The organism is Comamonas sp. DB36 (genome assembly GCF_057914905.1).
This window is the reverse complement of the sequence record NZ_CP196631.1, coordinates 1680952-1695437: the sequence shown is the minus strand read 5'-3', so window position 1 is coordinate 1695437 and position 14486 is coordinate 1680952. Positions and strand designations below refer to the sequence as shown.

Annotated in this window: 9 protein-coding genes; all 9 read right to left on the bottom strand. The window is 64.9% G+C overall.

Features of this window, described 5'->3' with window-relative positions:
• Positions 1 to 28 precede the first annotated feature (28 nt).
• The 9 genes from ACSVDO_RS08015 to ACSVDO_RS07975 all read right to left on the bottom strand — a co-directional run bounded on the left by ACSVDO_RS08015 (position 29) and on the right by ACSVDO_RS07975 (position 14399).
• Complete coding sequence (locus ACSVDO_RS08015; RefSeq protein WP_489595758.1) at positions 29 to 1441, bottom strand: HlyD family type I secretion periplasmic adaptor subunit; 1413 nt, start codon at positions 1439 to 1441, stop codon at positions 29 to 31.
• Between the two features lie 14 nt (positions 1442 to 1455).
• Complete coding sequence (locus tag ACSVDO_RS08010) at positions 1456 to 3738, bottom strand: type I secretion system permease/ATPase (RefSeq protein WP_489595756.1); 2283 nt, start codon at positions 3736 to 3738, stop codon at positions 1456 to 1458.
• A 14-nt stretch (positions 3739 to 3752) separates the two neighbouring features.
• Positions 3753 to 3989, bottom strand: a complete 237-nt coding sequence (locus ACSVDO_RS08005) for a hypothetical protein (RefSeq protein WP_332537173.1) — start codon at positions 3987 to 3989, stop codon at positions 3753 to 3755.
• Positions 3990 to 4005: 16 nt separating this feature from the next.
• The gene (locus ACSVDO_RS08000; protein ID WP_332537174.1) at positions 4006 to 5547 is read right to left on the bottom strand and encodes a TolC family outer membrane protein; all 1542 of its coding nucleotides are present in this window, start codon (positions 5545 to 5547) and stop codon (positions 4006 to 4008) included.
• A gap of 931 nt (positions 5548 to 6478) precedes the next feature.
• Positions 6479 to 6811, bottom strand: a complete 333-nt coding sequence (locus ACSVDO_RS07995; protein ID WP_489595754.1) for a hypothetical protein — start codon at positions 6809 to 6811, stop codon at positions 6479 to 6481.
• A gap of 122 nt (positions 6812 to 6933) precedes the next feature.
• Positions 6934 to 9393 (bottom strand): TonB-dependent siderophore receptor, encoded by a 2460-nt coding sequence (locus ACSVDO_RS07990; RefSeq protein WP_489595752.1) that lies wholly within the window; start codon positions 9391 to 9393, stop codon positions 6934 to 6936.
• Positions 9394 to 9518: 125 nt separating this feature from the next.
• Complete coding sequence (locus ACSVDO_RS07985) at positions 9519 to 10490, bottom strand: FecR domain-containing protein (RefSeq protein WP_489595751.1); 972 nt, start codon at positions 10488 to 10490, stop codon at positions 9519 to 9521.
• Positions 10487 to 10996, bottom strand: a complete 510-nt coding sequence (locus ACSVDO_RS07980) for a sigma-70 family RNA polymerase sigma factor (RefSeq protein WP_489595749.1) — start codon at positions 10994 to 10996, stop codon at positions 10487 to 10489. The genes ACSVDO_RS07985 and ACSVDO_RS07980 overlap by 4 nt, the downstream gene beginning before the upstream one ends.
• A gap of 118 nt (positions 10997 to 11114) precedes the next feature.
• Entirely contained in the window at positions 11115 to 14399 is a 3285-nt protein-coding gene (locus ACSVDO_RS07975; RefSeq protein WP_489595747.1) for a bifunctional diguanylate cyclase/phosphodiesterase, read from the bottom strand.
• Positions 14400 to 14486 lie beyond the last annotated feature (87 nt).

Sequence of the window (14486 nt, the reverse complement as noted above, 5' to 3'; positions counted from 1 at the left end):
TGGTTTCAGGTGAGGAACTGGACATGAACTACCGCTCGGTCAACGCATTGGATTTGGTACGCAAGATAGGCTTGAGCAGATACTGCATCAGCGTGCGCTTGCCGGTGAGAATGTGCACTTCGGCCTGCATTCCGGGAATGATGGGGCGCGAGTTGTCGCCCACATCCGCTCGGTCGGTGCGCACCTTCACCACATAGAAGGAATTGCCCTTCTCGTCGGTGATGGTGTTGGCGCCGATCTGCTCGACCTTGCCCTGCAGGCCGCCATAGATCGCGAAGTCATAGGCAGAGAACTTCACCTCGGCCTGCTGGCCCGGGTGCAGGAAACCGATGTCGCGCGGATTGACCTGCACTTCCATGAGCAGCGTATCGTCCAGCGGCACGATATCCAGGATGTCCTTGCCCGGCTGCACCACGCCGCCGACGGTGTTGGCCATCAGCGTGTTGACGGTGCCGCGCACGGGCGAGCGCACTTCCGCCAGGCGCACGCGGTTTTCCAGCGCCACCTGGCCCTGCTCGAGCGTGCCGAGCTTGGCGCGTGTCTCCGACAATTCGGCGCGCGCCAGGTTGCGCGCCGTCAGTTCGGTCTCCTGGATTTTGCGCTCGGCTTCCTGGATCGCGGCCTGGATGCGGCCCATCTGCGCCGTCGCGGCACGCGCCTCGCCGCAAAAGCGCGCGACATCGCGCTGCAGGCGCAGCAGATCGACTTCGGAGACCGCGCCGCTCTTGAGCAGCGGCCGCGTCACGTTCAGCTCTTCGGATGTCAGGCTGCAGCTCGACGCCGACTGGTCGCGGTTGGCCTGGTTCTCGCGCAGTTCCTGCTGGCGTTGGCGCAACTGGTCGCGCGCGATGTTGACGGTGGCGTTGAGCTCCTGCGTGCGAGTCTCCCACAGCCTGCGCTCCTGCTCCACGACCTGCGGCACCGCGGTCTGCAGCTCGGCCGCGACCTTGAAAGTCTCACCCGAGGCCAGCGCCTGCAGGCGCGCGGCCTTGGCCTGCAGCGACAGCAGTTCGGAGCGGTTTTCGCCCAGCGACGAGCTGTAGCGCGTCGGATCGATGCGCAGCAGCACCTGGTCCTTTTCGACGCGCTCGCCCGGGCGCACCAGCAGCTCCTGCACGATGCCGCCGTCGAGGCTTTGCACCACCTGCACCTGGCGCGAAGGCACCACCTTGCCCTGGCCGCGCACCACTTCGTCTATGCGCCCGAAAGTCGCCCAGACCAGCAGCGCCAGCACCGACAGCAGCGCGGCCCAGATCAGCAGCCGCGAACCGCGCGCCTGCTGCTGGCCCGCAGCCCACTGCGCATCGGCCTTGAGATCATCGCTCTGGTGCGTTCCCACGGCTTCGCTGCCGTCGAGCATCCAGCGCTCGAGCTTGCTCCAGCGCGCCTGCAGCGCGGACTTGACCGGTCCCGGCTTCCTTGGCGGTTTTGCCTCTGGCATTGGCTTGTTCTCGCTCATGACCGGCCTCCCGTGCCGCCGATGCGGCCCTGTTTCAAGGCTTCGATCACCTGGTCCTTGGGGCCGTCGGCAACGATGCGCCCGCCGTCAATCACGATCAGCCGGTCCACCAGCGTCAGCAGCGCCGTGCGGTGCGTCACCAGCAGCATGGTCTTGCCTGCGGAGGCTTCCTGCAGGCGGCGCTTGAGCTGGGCTTCGCTCTGGTTGTCCAGATTGCTGCTGGGCTCGTCGAGCAGCAGCATGGGCGGATCGTTGATCAGCGCCCGCGCCACCGCAATCGACTGGCGCTGGCCGCCCGAAAGCGACTCGCCGCGCTCGCCGATGTTCATCGCGTAGCCGTTGGGATGCTGGGCGGCAAACTCGTCGACGCCTGCAATGCGCGCGGCATGCAGCATCTCGCGCTCGCCCGCATGCGGCGCACCCACTAGCAGGTTGTATTTCAAGCTGCCATAGAACAGCATCGGGTCCTGCGGCACATGGCCGATCGCGCGGCGCAGATCCACGGGGTCGATCTGGCGCGCGTCGACGCCGTCGATCAGCACCGCACCGTCGGTGGGCTGGTACAGGCCCAGCACCAGTTTTTCCAACGTGGTCTTGCCCGAGCCTATGCGGCCTATGATGCCCACGCGCTCGCCGGCCTTGACGGAAAAGCTCACGCCCGAGAGGCTGGCCTGCGCGCTGCCCGGATAGTTGAAGCTGACATTGCGGAACTCGATGGCGCCGCGCAGGTCGGGCCGCGCGACGAACTCGGCGTCGGGAGCATGCTCGACAGGCATCTTCATATAGTTGTCTATCGAATGCAGCGACGTGCGCGCATTGTGGAACTGCATCATCAGCCCGGCCACCTGGCCGAACGGTGCCAGGCAGCGCCCCGCAATCATCGACGCCGCGATGATGCCGCCCATCGACAGCGCGGAGTCCTGCACCTGGTACACGCCTATGATCACCACGGCGACGCTCACCAGCTGCTGCATGGTCTGCACGAAGTTCACCGTTCCCGACGAAATGAACTTGATCTTGCCGCCCATGTAGGCAAGGTATTGGGTGGAGCCTTCCCACAGGCGCTGCACGCCGCTTTGGGCGTTGAGCGTCTTGAGGGCTTCGAGATTGGTCAGCGATTCGACCAGCAAGGCATTGCGCTGCGACGCCGCCTGGAAGGTCTTGAGCGTGAGGCTTTCCATGCGCGCCTGCGCCCAGAACGACACCAGCAGGATCGCGGCGATCGCCACCAGCGGTGGCAGCAGCATCCAGGGCGAAATCCAGACCAGCGCCAGCAGGAACAGCAGCACGAACGGCAGGTCCACCAGAGTGGTCAGGCTGGCCGAGGCAATGAAGTCGCGCACCGACTCGAACGAGCGCAGGTTGGCCGCGAACGAGCCCACCGACGCTGGCCGGCTTTCCATGCGCAGGTCCAGCACGCGCTCCATGATCTGCGCCGACAGCTGCACATCGACGCGCTTGCTCGCCGAATCGACGACATAGGCACGCGCCGTGGTCAGCACGAAGTTGAAGATCAGCACCAGCGAGATGCCTATGGCCAGCACCCACAGCGTCTCCACCGCGTTGTTGGGCACCACGCGGTCATAGACGTTCATGCTGAACAAGGGCATGGCCAGCGCGAAGATGTTGATCAGCACCGCGGCCAGCAGCGCGTCGCGGTACAGGCGCCGGTTGTCCAGCACCACGGCCCAGAACCAGTGGCCGCTGCGCGGCTTCAGGCCCTCCTGCACCGAACGCTGCTCGAACTGGAACTGCGGGCGCACGAAGCACATCAGTCCCGCGTAGTCGCGGTGCAAGGTCTGGCGGTCGACTTCGACCGGACTGTTGCTCTCGGGGTACTGCAGCAGAAAGCGGCCTTCGGGCAGCGTGCGCAGCAGCAGGCAGGCACGGTTGCCGTTGAGGATCAGTATCGCGGGCAGCAGGCCATCGGGAAGGTCTTCAAGCCCGCGTTGCACGATGCGCGTCGTGAAATGCGCGCGCGCCGCGGCGCGCGCCAGCAGCGAAGGCGTGAGGCGCTGGTCGACCAGCGGCAGGCCGTTGCTCAGCGCCTGCGCGGTATAGGGCTTGCCGTGCAGATGGGTCAGCTGCACGAGGCAGTCGAGCAGCGGATCGGAATGCGTCTCGTGCGCTGGCGGAACACCCGCCGTCCGGGGCGCGGCCGGGCCGCGATCTCCGGCCCCGGAGGCCGCAGCATCCGCGTCCGCCTCATTCAACAGCGCCTGCGCCCTGGCGGCTGCGCCCAATGGATACTGCGGTGTTTCGTATTCCGATTTAGACATCGTCGCCCATCCAGCTACAAAAGCTCTTCATCATCATCGATCAAATCCAGCGAGTTGCGCACGCGTTGGCGCACCCGCTTGCGCTGGCTCAACTTCTCCAGCGCGTGCGGGGGCAGATCGGTCAGCCGCAACGTGCCGTTGGCCAGCAAGGCCTCGATCAGATCCTCGAGAACGCGGATGAAGTCCGCGTCGAGCGCGGACAACTCCTTCTTGGAGGAATCATCTACGGGGGGCAGATTGCTTTTGTCCATACGGCGCTCTTTCAGGCTAAGGAACTGCGACGCGGCGCGTCATGCGCAGGGAAACCGGTGTCTGCGCCTGGGCCTGCGCCGTCTGCACCGGTGCCTCATTCAACGAGACCTGCTGGGACACCGGCCTCAGGTTGGAAGTATCAGGCACGGCCGCATTGCAGCTGCGCAGCATGTCGTCAGGCAGCACCAGCACCTGCTGCTCTTCGGGACGGCTGGTCGAATGCGGCTGGGCCAGGCCCAGCACGGGCAGGATCTCGCTGGACAGCATAAGCCACTGGTATTCGGCCTTCTTCAGATCGTACTGTGCATTCACCAGCGCGCGCTCGGCATCGAACAGCTCGTTTTCGGTGTTGAGCAGATCGAGCAGCGAACGCTGGCCGATCTTGAACTGCTGCTGGTAGGCCACGCGCACCTTAGAGGTGGACAGCACATGCTCCTGCAGGAACGGCGTCTGCTGGCGCAGTCGCGCGATGTTGTTCCAGGTGATGGACATCTCCTGCAGCAGATTGCGGCAGGTGTAGTCGCGCAGATCGTGGGCGGCGTAGCCTTGGGCAATGGTCTGGCGCAGACGGGCTTCATCGGCGCCGCCGCGCGACAGGTTGTAGGTCATCATGACCTGAACGCGCGAAGTCTGCTGATTCCAGAATGCGGGCGTCGACTGCTCGCGATCGCGGCCCGTGGAAGCCACGAACTCGACCTTGGGCAGATGCGCGCCCTTGGCGGCCTTCTGTCCGGCTTCGGCGGCCTGCAGCAAGGCCTGCTTGGACAGCAACTGGGGATTGGCGCGCAGCGCGTCGCCAAAATCGCGCGACACCGCAGGCACGATCAGACGGTCGGTGACGTCGGGCACGGGTGCCATTTCCGCCGGCGGGTACTCGCCCACCACGCGGCGATAGCGTTGCATCACGTCATTGAGATTGTTGGTCTCGGTCATCAGGTTGGACTGGGCCAGCGACACGCGGCCGCTCGACTGCTCCAGATCCACGCCGCGGCCCACACCCGATTGCTGGCGCTCGCGCAGCTGGCCCAGGGTCACTTGGTGCGTGGCGAAATTGTCGCGTGCCAGGCGTTCCATTTCGCGGTAGCGCTGCACATCGAGATAGGCGCCCACGGCCTCGTTGGCCAGGGTTTCCGTGGTCGCACGCAGGTCGTAGAACTTGGAGAGCTTCTCGAAGCCCAGCTGGCGCACGCCGCTGCTGGTGGTGAAGCCGTCGAAAATCATCTGGCGCAACTGCACGTTCCAGCCCGGGCGATTCCAGTCGGTGTCGGAGCCGCCTTCGGAGTTGCTGCGCCATTCGCGGCCTACCCAGCCCTGGGCCGTGACCTGCGGACGCAGCGCGCCACGCGCCACATTCTGGCCTTCCAGGGTGGAGGTCAGATCCTGGAATCGAACCTGGATCTCGGGATGCGTCATCAGCACCTTTTCCACGACCGACTGCAGCGCTGCGCCCTGCCCATTCACCTGCTGCGCCGTCAGCGCCGTCTGCGCCATGCCGGACACAGCCCACGATGCCATACCCAAAGATGCGACGGCCTGTGCAATCTGCTTGAACTTCATTTTCATACCCTTGATGGTTGGTTCCGACCGGGCAATGCCAGAGCTTGCGTGACTACGCAAAGATCCGATGAGCATGCGGGAACGCGCGGCTGCGCTTCCGGCTGGAAACCGTTTTTACACACGACGGACGCAGCCTGTGCATCCAGTCGAAACAGAAGATCCACGGGAAGATCCTGCGATTCCGACAGCAGCGGCGCTGCGCGCGCCCCTGCCATCGGCGATGCTGGTCGGGTGACGCAGCGAGCGAGCCAACCGTACAGGCAGCCGCCAGAAATTGATCTGCAGTGACACAGGCCAGCTGTGACACAGACTTTGACTAGACAAAACAGCGCATATGGAGATGTCCTTTCCACGTGAGCAAGGCGGAGCCGCCGGCTTCCGACCGGTGTTCTTTACGCATAACCTTGCACATGAAGTCGCCGTGCTGATGGTGTTGCCACTTCGCACACCACCCCATCCGGATGGTTTCATCTGCAAGCGTAGCACACACATTGTTAATATTTGCTTCCAAAAGCTAGCCCATGTCATAGAGACAACAGCCCATAACATTCATTAACATTCGCTAACGAACATCGCAGCTTCCCGGGATTGCAGGGCGCAGTTCTTACGGTGCTATACGGTGGTTGTGGCGCCGCAATTGCAGGCTTTTCGGGAGTGATGGGCGTGACGATTCGCATCAACCACCAGCCATCACGACAAAAGCAATTAAAACTATTTTGTTGATTGAAAATATCAATTCACATTTACTGCAGCCACTCTGGAGTTCGCGCGCCCGGGCGAGCGGCTCCCCAAAACAGGGTATCTTTCGAGAGCAGCCAGGCAGCACCGTCGGCGCAACCGCTGGCAGCGCCAGGCAATCCTGCCTCCACCGGCAAGCCGCCAAATCCCGACAGAATGCAGGCGATTGCGCCGCGGCCGCAGCGCCAGATCGCTAGCCCGCGTCCAGCATCGCGGCATTGACCGCGCCGTACTCGAAGTCGCCGTCCTCGAAGATCACCAGAAACCAGAACGACTGCGCGGCGCTGCCCAGCTCCTCCTGCAGCGCCGAGGCCGGTTGCGACAGCTGCAGCCGCACATCGAGCGGCAGCTCCTCGGCTTCGGCCAGGCGCTTGCGGTCCACGGCCTCCAGCGCCGGCTTCGCTTCCCGGAAGTCCAGCAACACCACCAGATCATTGGTCTTGAAATGCCGCTGCGCGCCCTGGGCGAAGGTGAAGACGCGTTCGTCGAGGATCTCCGCTATGCGGGACGGTAGCGATATGCTCATGAAAACAGATTCCTGTGGATGGGAAGGCATGGATTTTTCGCCGATCGTATGCCAATGGCAATACCGTCATCACCGCAGGCAAAAAAAGCCTTCCAGTCCATTGGACGGGAAGGCTCAGGCGATCAGAACCTGTAGGTCATGTTCACGCTCACGCTTCGCGGTTCACCATAGGAAGTGGTGCGGTAGAAACCGATGTTCGTGCGGTAGGACTTGTCGAACAGATTGTTGATCTTCACGCCGGCCGTCAGCTGCTTGGAAATCTCGTAGCGCGCCATCAGATCGAACACCGCGTAGGCCGACTGGCTGTATTCCTCCTCACGCTCCAGTCCATAGTTCATGATGGTCTGGTAGGTGCGGCTTTGCCAGCGCATGCCGCCGCCGAGCTTCAGTCCCGGCAGCAGCGCATCGGCCCGGTAGCTCGTGTAGAGCTTGACTTGATTGGCAGGCGCGGTCGTCGAGACCAGGCTGCCCGCGCGTTTGGCCTTCACATGGGTGAAGCTGCCTTGCACTTGAACCGTGCGCGTGAGCTCGCCGGAAACTTCGAACTCCACGCCCTTGGCGGTCACGCCCTGAATGCCGCGATAGGCCGGCGTGCCATCGGGCGCGAAAGCGTCGGCGATCTGTTCGGGATAGTTGTCCTGCTTGATCTGGAAATAGGCGGCGCTGGCGTTCAGCCGGCCGTCGAAGAACTCGCCCTTCACGCCGGTTTCGTAGCTCTTGCCCACCAGCGGATCAAGCAGCTTGCCGCCGATGTCACGGTAATTCTGCGGCTTGAAGATGGAGGTGTAGCTGGCGTAATAGGACAGGTTGTTGCCGAGGTCGTATACCAGGCCCGCATACGGCACGAAGTTGCCCGATTTCTTCAGATCGATTGACGAGTGGGGCGCGGCATATCGATAGTTGGACACCCGGCTGCCCAACAGGATCTTCAGGTTGTCCGAGGCGGCCAGGCGCACGGCCGCATAGAGCGCTTCCTGGCGCGTGGTCTCGTCTTGCGCCGAGGACCGCGCGCCCCACAAAGGCTCGGGAATATCGCCGTTCCAGCCGTAGAAATCACGCACCGTGCGCTGCGGATAGGTGACGTTGGCATAGGTTTCGCCAGTCCATTGCGCGCGCGAAAACTGCCCGCCCAGCACCAGTTCGTGCTCGCGCCCCAGCCAGCTGAACGAGCCATCGGCGACGAAATCAAAAGTGTCGGTCTTGGTGCGTCCCACATACTTGTTGGCAAAGATGGTGGAGCTGCCGTCCACATAAGGGCCGCTCTGGATGGAACCGAGCTTGGCGTCATAGCCGTTGTACTGGCGGTTGAACGCCGTTTTCAGCTTCCACTTGTCGGACAGCCGCTGGGTGAGCGATGCAAACGCCGACCCCGAGGTCTGCTGCCAGCCGCTCCAGTCGGCGCCGCTGTTGAACGAGCGCGGCAGCGAAATGCGCCCGCCGTAGCGGTCGTAGATGGGGCGCGTTCCGCTCCAGCTCGAGCGCCGCGGGTCGGTGTCCTGGTAGTCGAGTCCGACGCTGAGCAGCGTATCGGGCGTCAGGTCGGCTTCCAGGATGCCGTAGAGCACCGCGGTACTGCGCTGGTGGCCATCGAGAAACGAATGCTGGTCCTGGTAGGCCGCGACCGCACGGCCGCGGATGCGGCCGTCCTCGCTCAGCGGTCCGCTGAGATCGACTTCGCTGCGGTAGTTGCTCCAGGAGCCCGCACCGACCGTGATCTGCTTTTGCGGCACGGCCGTGGGCTTCTTGCGCACGAGATTGATGACCGCGCCCGGGTCGCCCGCGCCGGTCAGCAGACCGGCCGCGCCCTTGAGCACTTCTACGCGATCGTAGATGGCGGTGTTGCCCAGAGAATTGCCAGCAGAAAAGGCCGTATTGATCGTGGTCGAGACACCGTCGTACTGGAAGCTGTCGATGCCGAATCCGCGCGCCGAATAGGTGGTGCGCTCCGAATCCAGCGAAGACACGTGCACGCCGGGCATCTGCTCGAGCACCTCGCTGAGGCTGGTCAGCGCGTAATCGTCCATCTTCTCGCGCGTCACGACGCTGATCGACTGCGGCGTCTCGCGCAGCGTCAAGCCCAGGCCCGTGGCCATGGTGCTGGCGCCGGTCTGCGCATAGCTTCCCGAGCCTTCGGTGCGGCCATTGCGATCGGCCTGGGCCTTCACGGTCACTTCATGCAACGTGCCTGCCTGCGCGGGGGCCGCCATAACTGGCGCGGCCTGCAGCACATAGCTGCCGCTGTCGGTGCGCACCAGCGCCAGCCCGCTGCCGGCCAGCAGCGCCGAAAGCGCCTGGCCCACCGTATGGCTGCCGCGCAGGCCGGCTGTGGTCTTGCCTTCGGTCTGGGCGGGCGTGAAGCCCAGCACCACGCCCGCCTGGCTTGCGGCGCGGCGCAGCGCGGGCGCAAGCGGGCCTGCGGGAATGTCGTAGTCGTGGCGCGCCGACGAGGCTTCGGCGGCCTGGGCCGTGGAAGTCTGCGCCCGGGCCGCTGGCATGGCGGCGCTCAGCGCGCAGGCCAGCAAGGCCGCGTGGGCAAGAGGATGGCGCCGCGACTGCGGGCGAAAAGTGCAAAGCGATGGCATGCGATGTTCCTGGCGTGCAAGGGTGGATGCTGTGGAGACAAATGGCTCTACAGGGAGGTCACGCGAGAAACGCAAACGGGTACGCTTTTTGTGAAATTATTTTTCTGCCCGGTGCCAGGCGCGGGTTACAGCGACGCGCCGGCCGGCTCCACGCGCAGCCACCAGCGCGTGCGCGTGCGCACCTGCACGGGCAGCGACAGCGGCAAGGTGGCAAGCACGGTATCGGTGTCGGCCACGGGAAAAACGCCCGAGATGCGCAGCGCGGCGACCGCCGGGTCGCATTGCAGCAGGCCCGGACGGTAGCGCCCGAGTTCGGCAAGAAAGGCGTCCAGCCGCATGCCGTCGGCCAGTATCTGGCCGCGCGTCCAGGCCTGCGCGGTATCCTCGTCGAGCGCGCGCGGCGGGGCATCGAAGCCCGCAGATCCCAGCCTGGCCCACTCGCCCGCGGCCAGTACCCGCGAGGCGCCGCCCCGGCCCGCGAACTCCACAGCGCCTTCGGTCACGGCGACCGTGGTCGCGCCCTCTTCCTGGCGCACGCTGAAACGCGTGCCCAGCGCGCGCGCCCGCCCTTGCGCGGTCTGCACGATCAGCGGCCGCGATTCGCCATGCGGGTGGCCGGAGGTGACCAGGATCTGGCCCGCGCGCAGCAGCAGCAGGCGCTGCGCGCTGTCGTAGCGCACATCGAGCGCGCTGGCGGTATCGAGCAGCACGCGCGTGCCGTCGGCCAGCATCACTTCACGCCGCTCGCCGGTTGCCGTGCGTTCGTCGGCCAGCAATTCGCGGCCCACGGGCGAGCGCAGGCTGGTCCAGCCCACGGTGCCCGCGGCGCCGGCCCACAGCAGCGTGCCCAGCGCGCGCCGCCGCCCCGCGTGCACCGGCGCAGGCCCCAGGGCCTGGCGCGCGGCGCCGGAATGGAGCTGGCGCAGGCCTGCCGACAGATTTTCTATCCGCCGCCAGGCCTGCTCGTTGATCGGGTCGGCCTCGCGCCACAGGCGCCAGCGCAGCCTATCGTCTTCGCCGGCCGTGCCGGACATCAGCGTGGCCAGCCATTCGGCGGCTTCGCGCGCCGTGCGCTCTGGAATCGCAATGGTGTTCATGGTTGCGCGCCAAAGAAGCACGCCTGGTTGGCGCGCACGATGTACTTCTTGACCGCGTGCACCGTCACGCCCAGCCGCAGCGCAATGCTGGCGTAATCCAGCCCGTCGAGATGCGCGAGCAAAAATGCCTCACGCGCGCGCGCCGAAAGCCCGGCGAGTCCGCGGTCCAGCGCCTGCAATGCCTGCACGGCCTGCAACTGCTCTTCGGGCGAAGGCTGCAAGGGCTCGGGCAGGTGCGCCAGGGCTGCAAGATAGTCCTGCTCCAGCGCCTGGCGCCGGTAATGGTTGGCCACGAGCCGACGGGCAATGGTCGCCAGAAAAGGCCGCGGTGCGCGCACCGGCGGCGCGTCTGCGGCGCTCAGGATGCTGACGAAGGTGTCCTGCGCAAGATCGGCCGCCAGCCAGCCGCGATCGAGCCGACGGCGCAGCCAAGCGACCAGCCAGGCATAGTGGTCCGTATATAGACGAAGGATGTCGCTCGAGGCGCTGCTGTCGGCCGAAGGCATGGCGGCTGCGTATTCTTCAAATGAAAATAACTCTCATTATGAATGGTGCCGCGAAAACCCGGGCGCCGCGGCGGCCTGCAGCGGCAACAACCAGCGACGGATCGCGCCCGCACTGCCCCTACAAAACCACCATATCGGCCACTTCGGGACCGTCGTGCTCTACGCCCGCAATCCCAAGCCTGCGCCCCTGCCGGATGATCTCCTCGAACGCCTGCGCGGACACCGGCTTGCTGAAGTAATAGCCCTGGATCTCGTCGCAGTGGTGCGCGCGCAGCATGCGGCAATGCGCCTCGGTTTCCACGCCTTCCGCGATCACCTTGAGCCGCAGGTTGTGCGCCAGCGTGATGACGGCGCGCACTATGGTTTCATCGTCCGCCCTGTCAAGCATGTTCTGCACGAAGGACTGATCGATCTTCAAGGTGTCGACGCGAAAGTTCTTCAGATAGCTGAGGTTGGAGTAGCCGGTGCCGAAATCATCGATGGAGAGCTTCACGCCCGCGGCCTTGAGCCGGTCGAAGTTCGCGGTCATGCGCTCCACATCCTGCGCAATCAGGCTTTCCGTCAGCTCCAGTTCGAGCAGGTCGGCAGCCAGCCCGGTTTCCTCGAGCATGTCGAGCGCCCAGACCGACAGGTCCTGCTGCAGCAGCTGGCCCGCGGAAATGTTCACCGCGACGGGAATGCGCGGAAAGCCGGCATCCGACCAGGATTTGGCCTGCGTGCAGGCAGTGCGCAGCACCCAGTCGCTGATGGGCGCAATCAAGCCCGACTCCTCCGCCACCGGAATGAACTTGGCCGGAGAAATGATCCCCAGCTGGGGATGGTGCCAGCGCACCAGCGCCTCGCAGCCGATGATCTCGCCGCTGAGCAGGTTCACCTTGGGCTGGTAGACCAGACGCAGCTGTCCCGCCGCCGGCGCCAGGCGCAACAGCGTCTCGAGGTTCACCCGCTCCTGCATCTTCTCGTCCATTTCAGGATCGAAGTGGGCATAGGTGTTGCGGCCGCTGTGCTTGGCCCGGTACATGGCCTGGTCGGCATGCTTGATCAGCGTCTCCGAGTCCCGGCCATCCTCGGGAAACGAACTCACGCCGACACTGACCGACAGATGGATCTCGCGTCCCTGCAGCAGCAGCGGCGGACGGATGCAGGCAATGATGTCCTCCGCGATCGCATGCGCTTGCCCGACATCATCCAGATCGTCGAGCAGCACCATGAACTCATCGCCGCCGTGGCGCGCAACGGTATGGCCGCCGGACAGGGTTGCCAACAGGCGCGCGCTGACCGCCTTGATGACTTCGTCTCCAAACGGATGGCCGTAGGCATCGTTGACCACTTTGAACCGGTCCAGATCGAGCAAAAGCACTGCAATCGTCCGGCCGGAAATCTTCGACTGGGCGATCAGGCGCTTGAGCCTTTCCTGCAGCAGGTGGCGGTTGGGCAGGTCCGTGAGCGCATCGTGCGTTGCCAGATGACGCAGCAGCCGCTCGGCCCGCTTGCGCTCGGAGATGTCGCTGCCCAGTCCCACGAAGCCGCGCACGCCCTCGTGCACAAACCGCACACCGGTGAACAGACAGGGCACGCGCCGGCCATTGGGCATGGCGTAGCTGGCTTCGAAATGGGCCATGCCGCTGGTCAAGACCTCGGCAATTTTTGCCGCCGCGCGCGCTTGTTCGTCCGCAGGCATCAGCCGCGTCAGTTCGATGCCCGCCAATTGCCGGGCGTTCAAGCCCGTCATACGCTCGAAATTGCGGTTCCAGCGCTGCAGGCGCGCATTCTCGTCGCAATGATAGAAAACACCCGGCAGGCTGTTGAGCACCGCATCGCCGTAGTCGCGCTCCTGCAGCAGGCGGCGCTTGGCCTGCTGGCGCGCCGAGACATCGTTGACGATCAGGGTATGGATCAATCGTCCCTGCTGATGGGTCATGACGCTGCGCATCTCGGCCTCGAACGTGCCACCGGCGCCTTCCAGCGGGTGCAGGCACATGTCCTCCTTGGAGCCGAGAATGTCGTGCCAGGCAGGCTGTCCTGCGGGCGTGGCTATCACCTCTTCGATGGGCCGGCGCAGCGCCTGCGGGCGCAGGCAACCGAACAGGCGCTCGGCGCCGCCATTCCATTCGATGACGCGGCGGGCGGCGTCGAGGCTGAAGATCGCGGTGTCGGTGGCTTCGAAAAATGCGCCCTTGAGCGCCAGCGCCGCGACCTGCTGTTCCTTGGTCTCGAGCAGCTCCACCGTCTGCGTCGCCAGTTGCGCCTCGCGCAGCCGTATCGCGTTCGCCATTCGTACCAGCGCCTCGCCCAGGCGCAGGGTTTCGCGGTACCGGCCCGCGGAAGGCGCGAGCACCAGCGCATCCGCCGTCCCCGAGGCACCCGCGTGCTCCACGCTTTGTTCGAGCTCGGCCAGGGGGCTGCCGATCTGGCGCGCCATGCGCGCCGCGACCAGCATCAGGCCCAATGCCATGGCCACGGCCATGCCGGCCATCTGATAGAGCTGGTGACGCAGCGGCGCGTTGATCAGATGGGCCGGCCGGCTCGCCACCACGGTCCATTGCCGTCCGCCCTTGAGTTCCATCGTCCTGCTTGCCATCCAATGGTCCGACTCGGACCAATTGAGCTTGCGGACTTCGGCGCTCCCCTGCTGGTTCAACGCTGCGGCAAACGCCCCGGGAACGTCCAGCGGCTGTGCGCCCACGTCGCCGCCGCCGATCAGCTTAGGGCTTTCGCCGCGCTCGACAATCTGCAGCTGCACGCCATATTCGGCGGCAAGAGAGGCCAGGAACCGGTTGAGCGCCGGCAGGTCGAAGTCCACATCCAGCACGCCCAGCAGCCGTCCCTGCGGGTCATGCAAGGCCTTGACATAGCTGAGCCCCCAAAGAGGCGCGCTGTCGGAGTTGTGCACTATCCACCGATAGGACGGCAGCCAGGTGCCGTCTGCGCCCCCTTCGAGCGCCGCCTGGTAGAACGGCCTGCGTCTGGCGTCATATCCGCCCGTGGGCTGTTTCGCGTTCGGCACGAAGCCCTTGTCTGTCAGCAGAAAGTTCTGCGTGAGTGCATTGCCGGGGCGCGAGCCGGGGTGCAGCCACAGCAGGATGCGGCCGTCCGCCGTGCGTTCAAGGTTGCCGTATTCGCCATACTGGGCCAGCACCAGTCCCAGGTAGCTCAACTCGGGCCGCTGCTCGAACGCCGCCAGCGATTTTTCCAGCGCCGGCCGCAGCGCCGCGGCTTCGGTGGAAGCCTCGGAGGTGCGCGCAATGCGCTCGACCGAAGCCGCCGTCATCTCCGTCGCGTTGATCAGCATGCGCAGCCGCTCCACCGAGCGGTCCAGCGATTGCAGCAGATCGTGCTGCGCATCTTCCTGGGTGTTGGAGATCGCCAGCCAAGCAGTGCACGCCAGCGAGGCAAGGCTCACTACCAGCACGAGTTTGGCAACGTTTCGTACCAATGCTTGAAAGAATGATCCAACGGGCTTTTGCATTTTTCTTGGAAGAAAGACCCA

Excerpts from the sequence above, each read along its gene's own strand:
- ACSVDO_RS08015 (WP_489595758.1), bottom strand. The coding sequence starts at position 1,441 with ATGCCAGAGGCAAAACCGCCAAGGAAGCCGGGACCGGTCAAGTCCGCG.
- ACSVDO_RS08010 (WP_489595756.1), bottom strand. The coding sequence starts at position 3,738 with ATGTCTAAATCGGAATACGAAACACCGCAGTATCCATTGGGCGCAGCC.
- ACSVDO_RS08005 (WP_332537173.1), bottom strand. The coding sequence starts at position 3,989 with ATGGACAAAAGCAATCTGCCCCCCGTAGATGATTCCTCCAAGAAGGAG.
- ACSVDO_RS08000 (WP_332537174.1), bottom strand. The coding sequence starts at position 5,547 with ATGAAGTTCAAGCAGATTGCACAGGCCGTCGCATCTTTGGGTATGGCA.
- ACSVDO_RS07995 (WP_489595754.1), bottom strand. The coding sequence starts at position 6,811 with ATGAGCATATCGCTACCGTCCCGCATAGCGGAGATCCTCGACGAACGC.
- ACSVDO_RS07990 (WP_489595752.1), bottom strand. The coding sequence starts at position 9,393 with ATGCCATCGCTTTGCACTTTTCGCCCGCAGTCGCGGCGCCATCCTCTT.
- ACSVDO_RS07985 (WP_489595751.1), bottom strand. The coding sequence starts at position 10,490 with ATGAACACCATTGCGATTCCAGAGCGCACGGCGCGCGAAGCCGCCGAA.
- ACSVDO_RS07980 (WP_489595749.1), bottom strand. The coding sequence starts at position 10,996 with ATGCCTTCGGCCGACAGCAGCGCCTCGAGCGACATCCTTCGTCTATAT.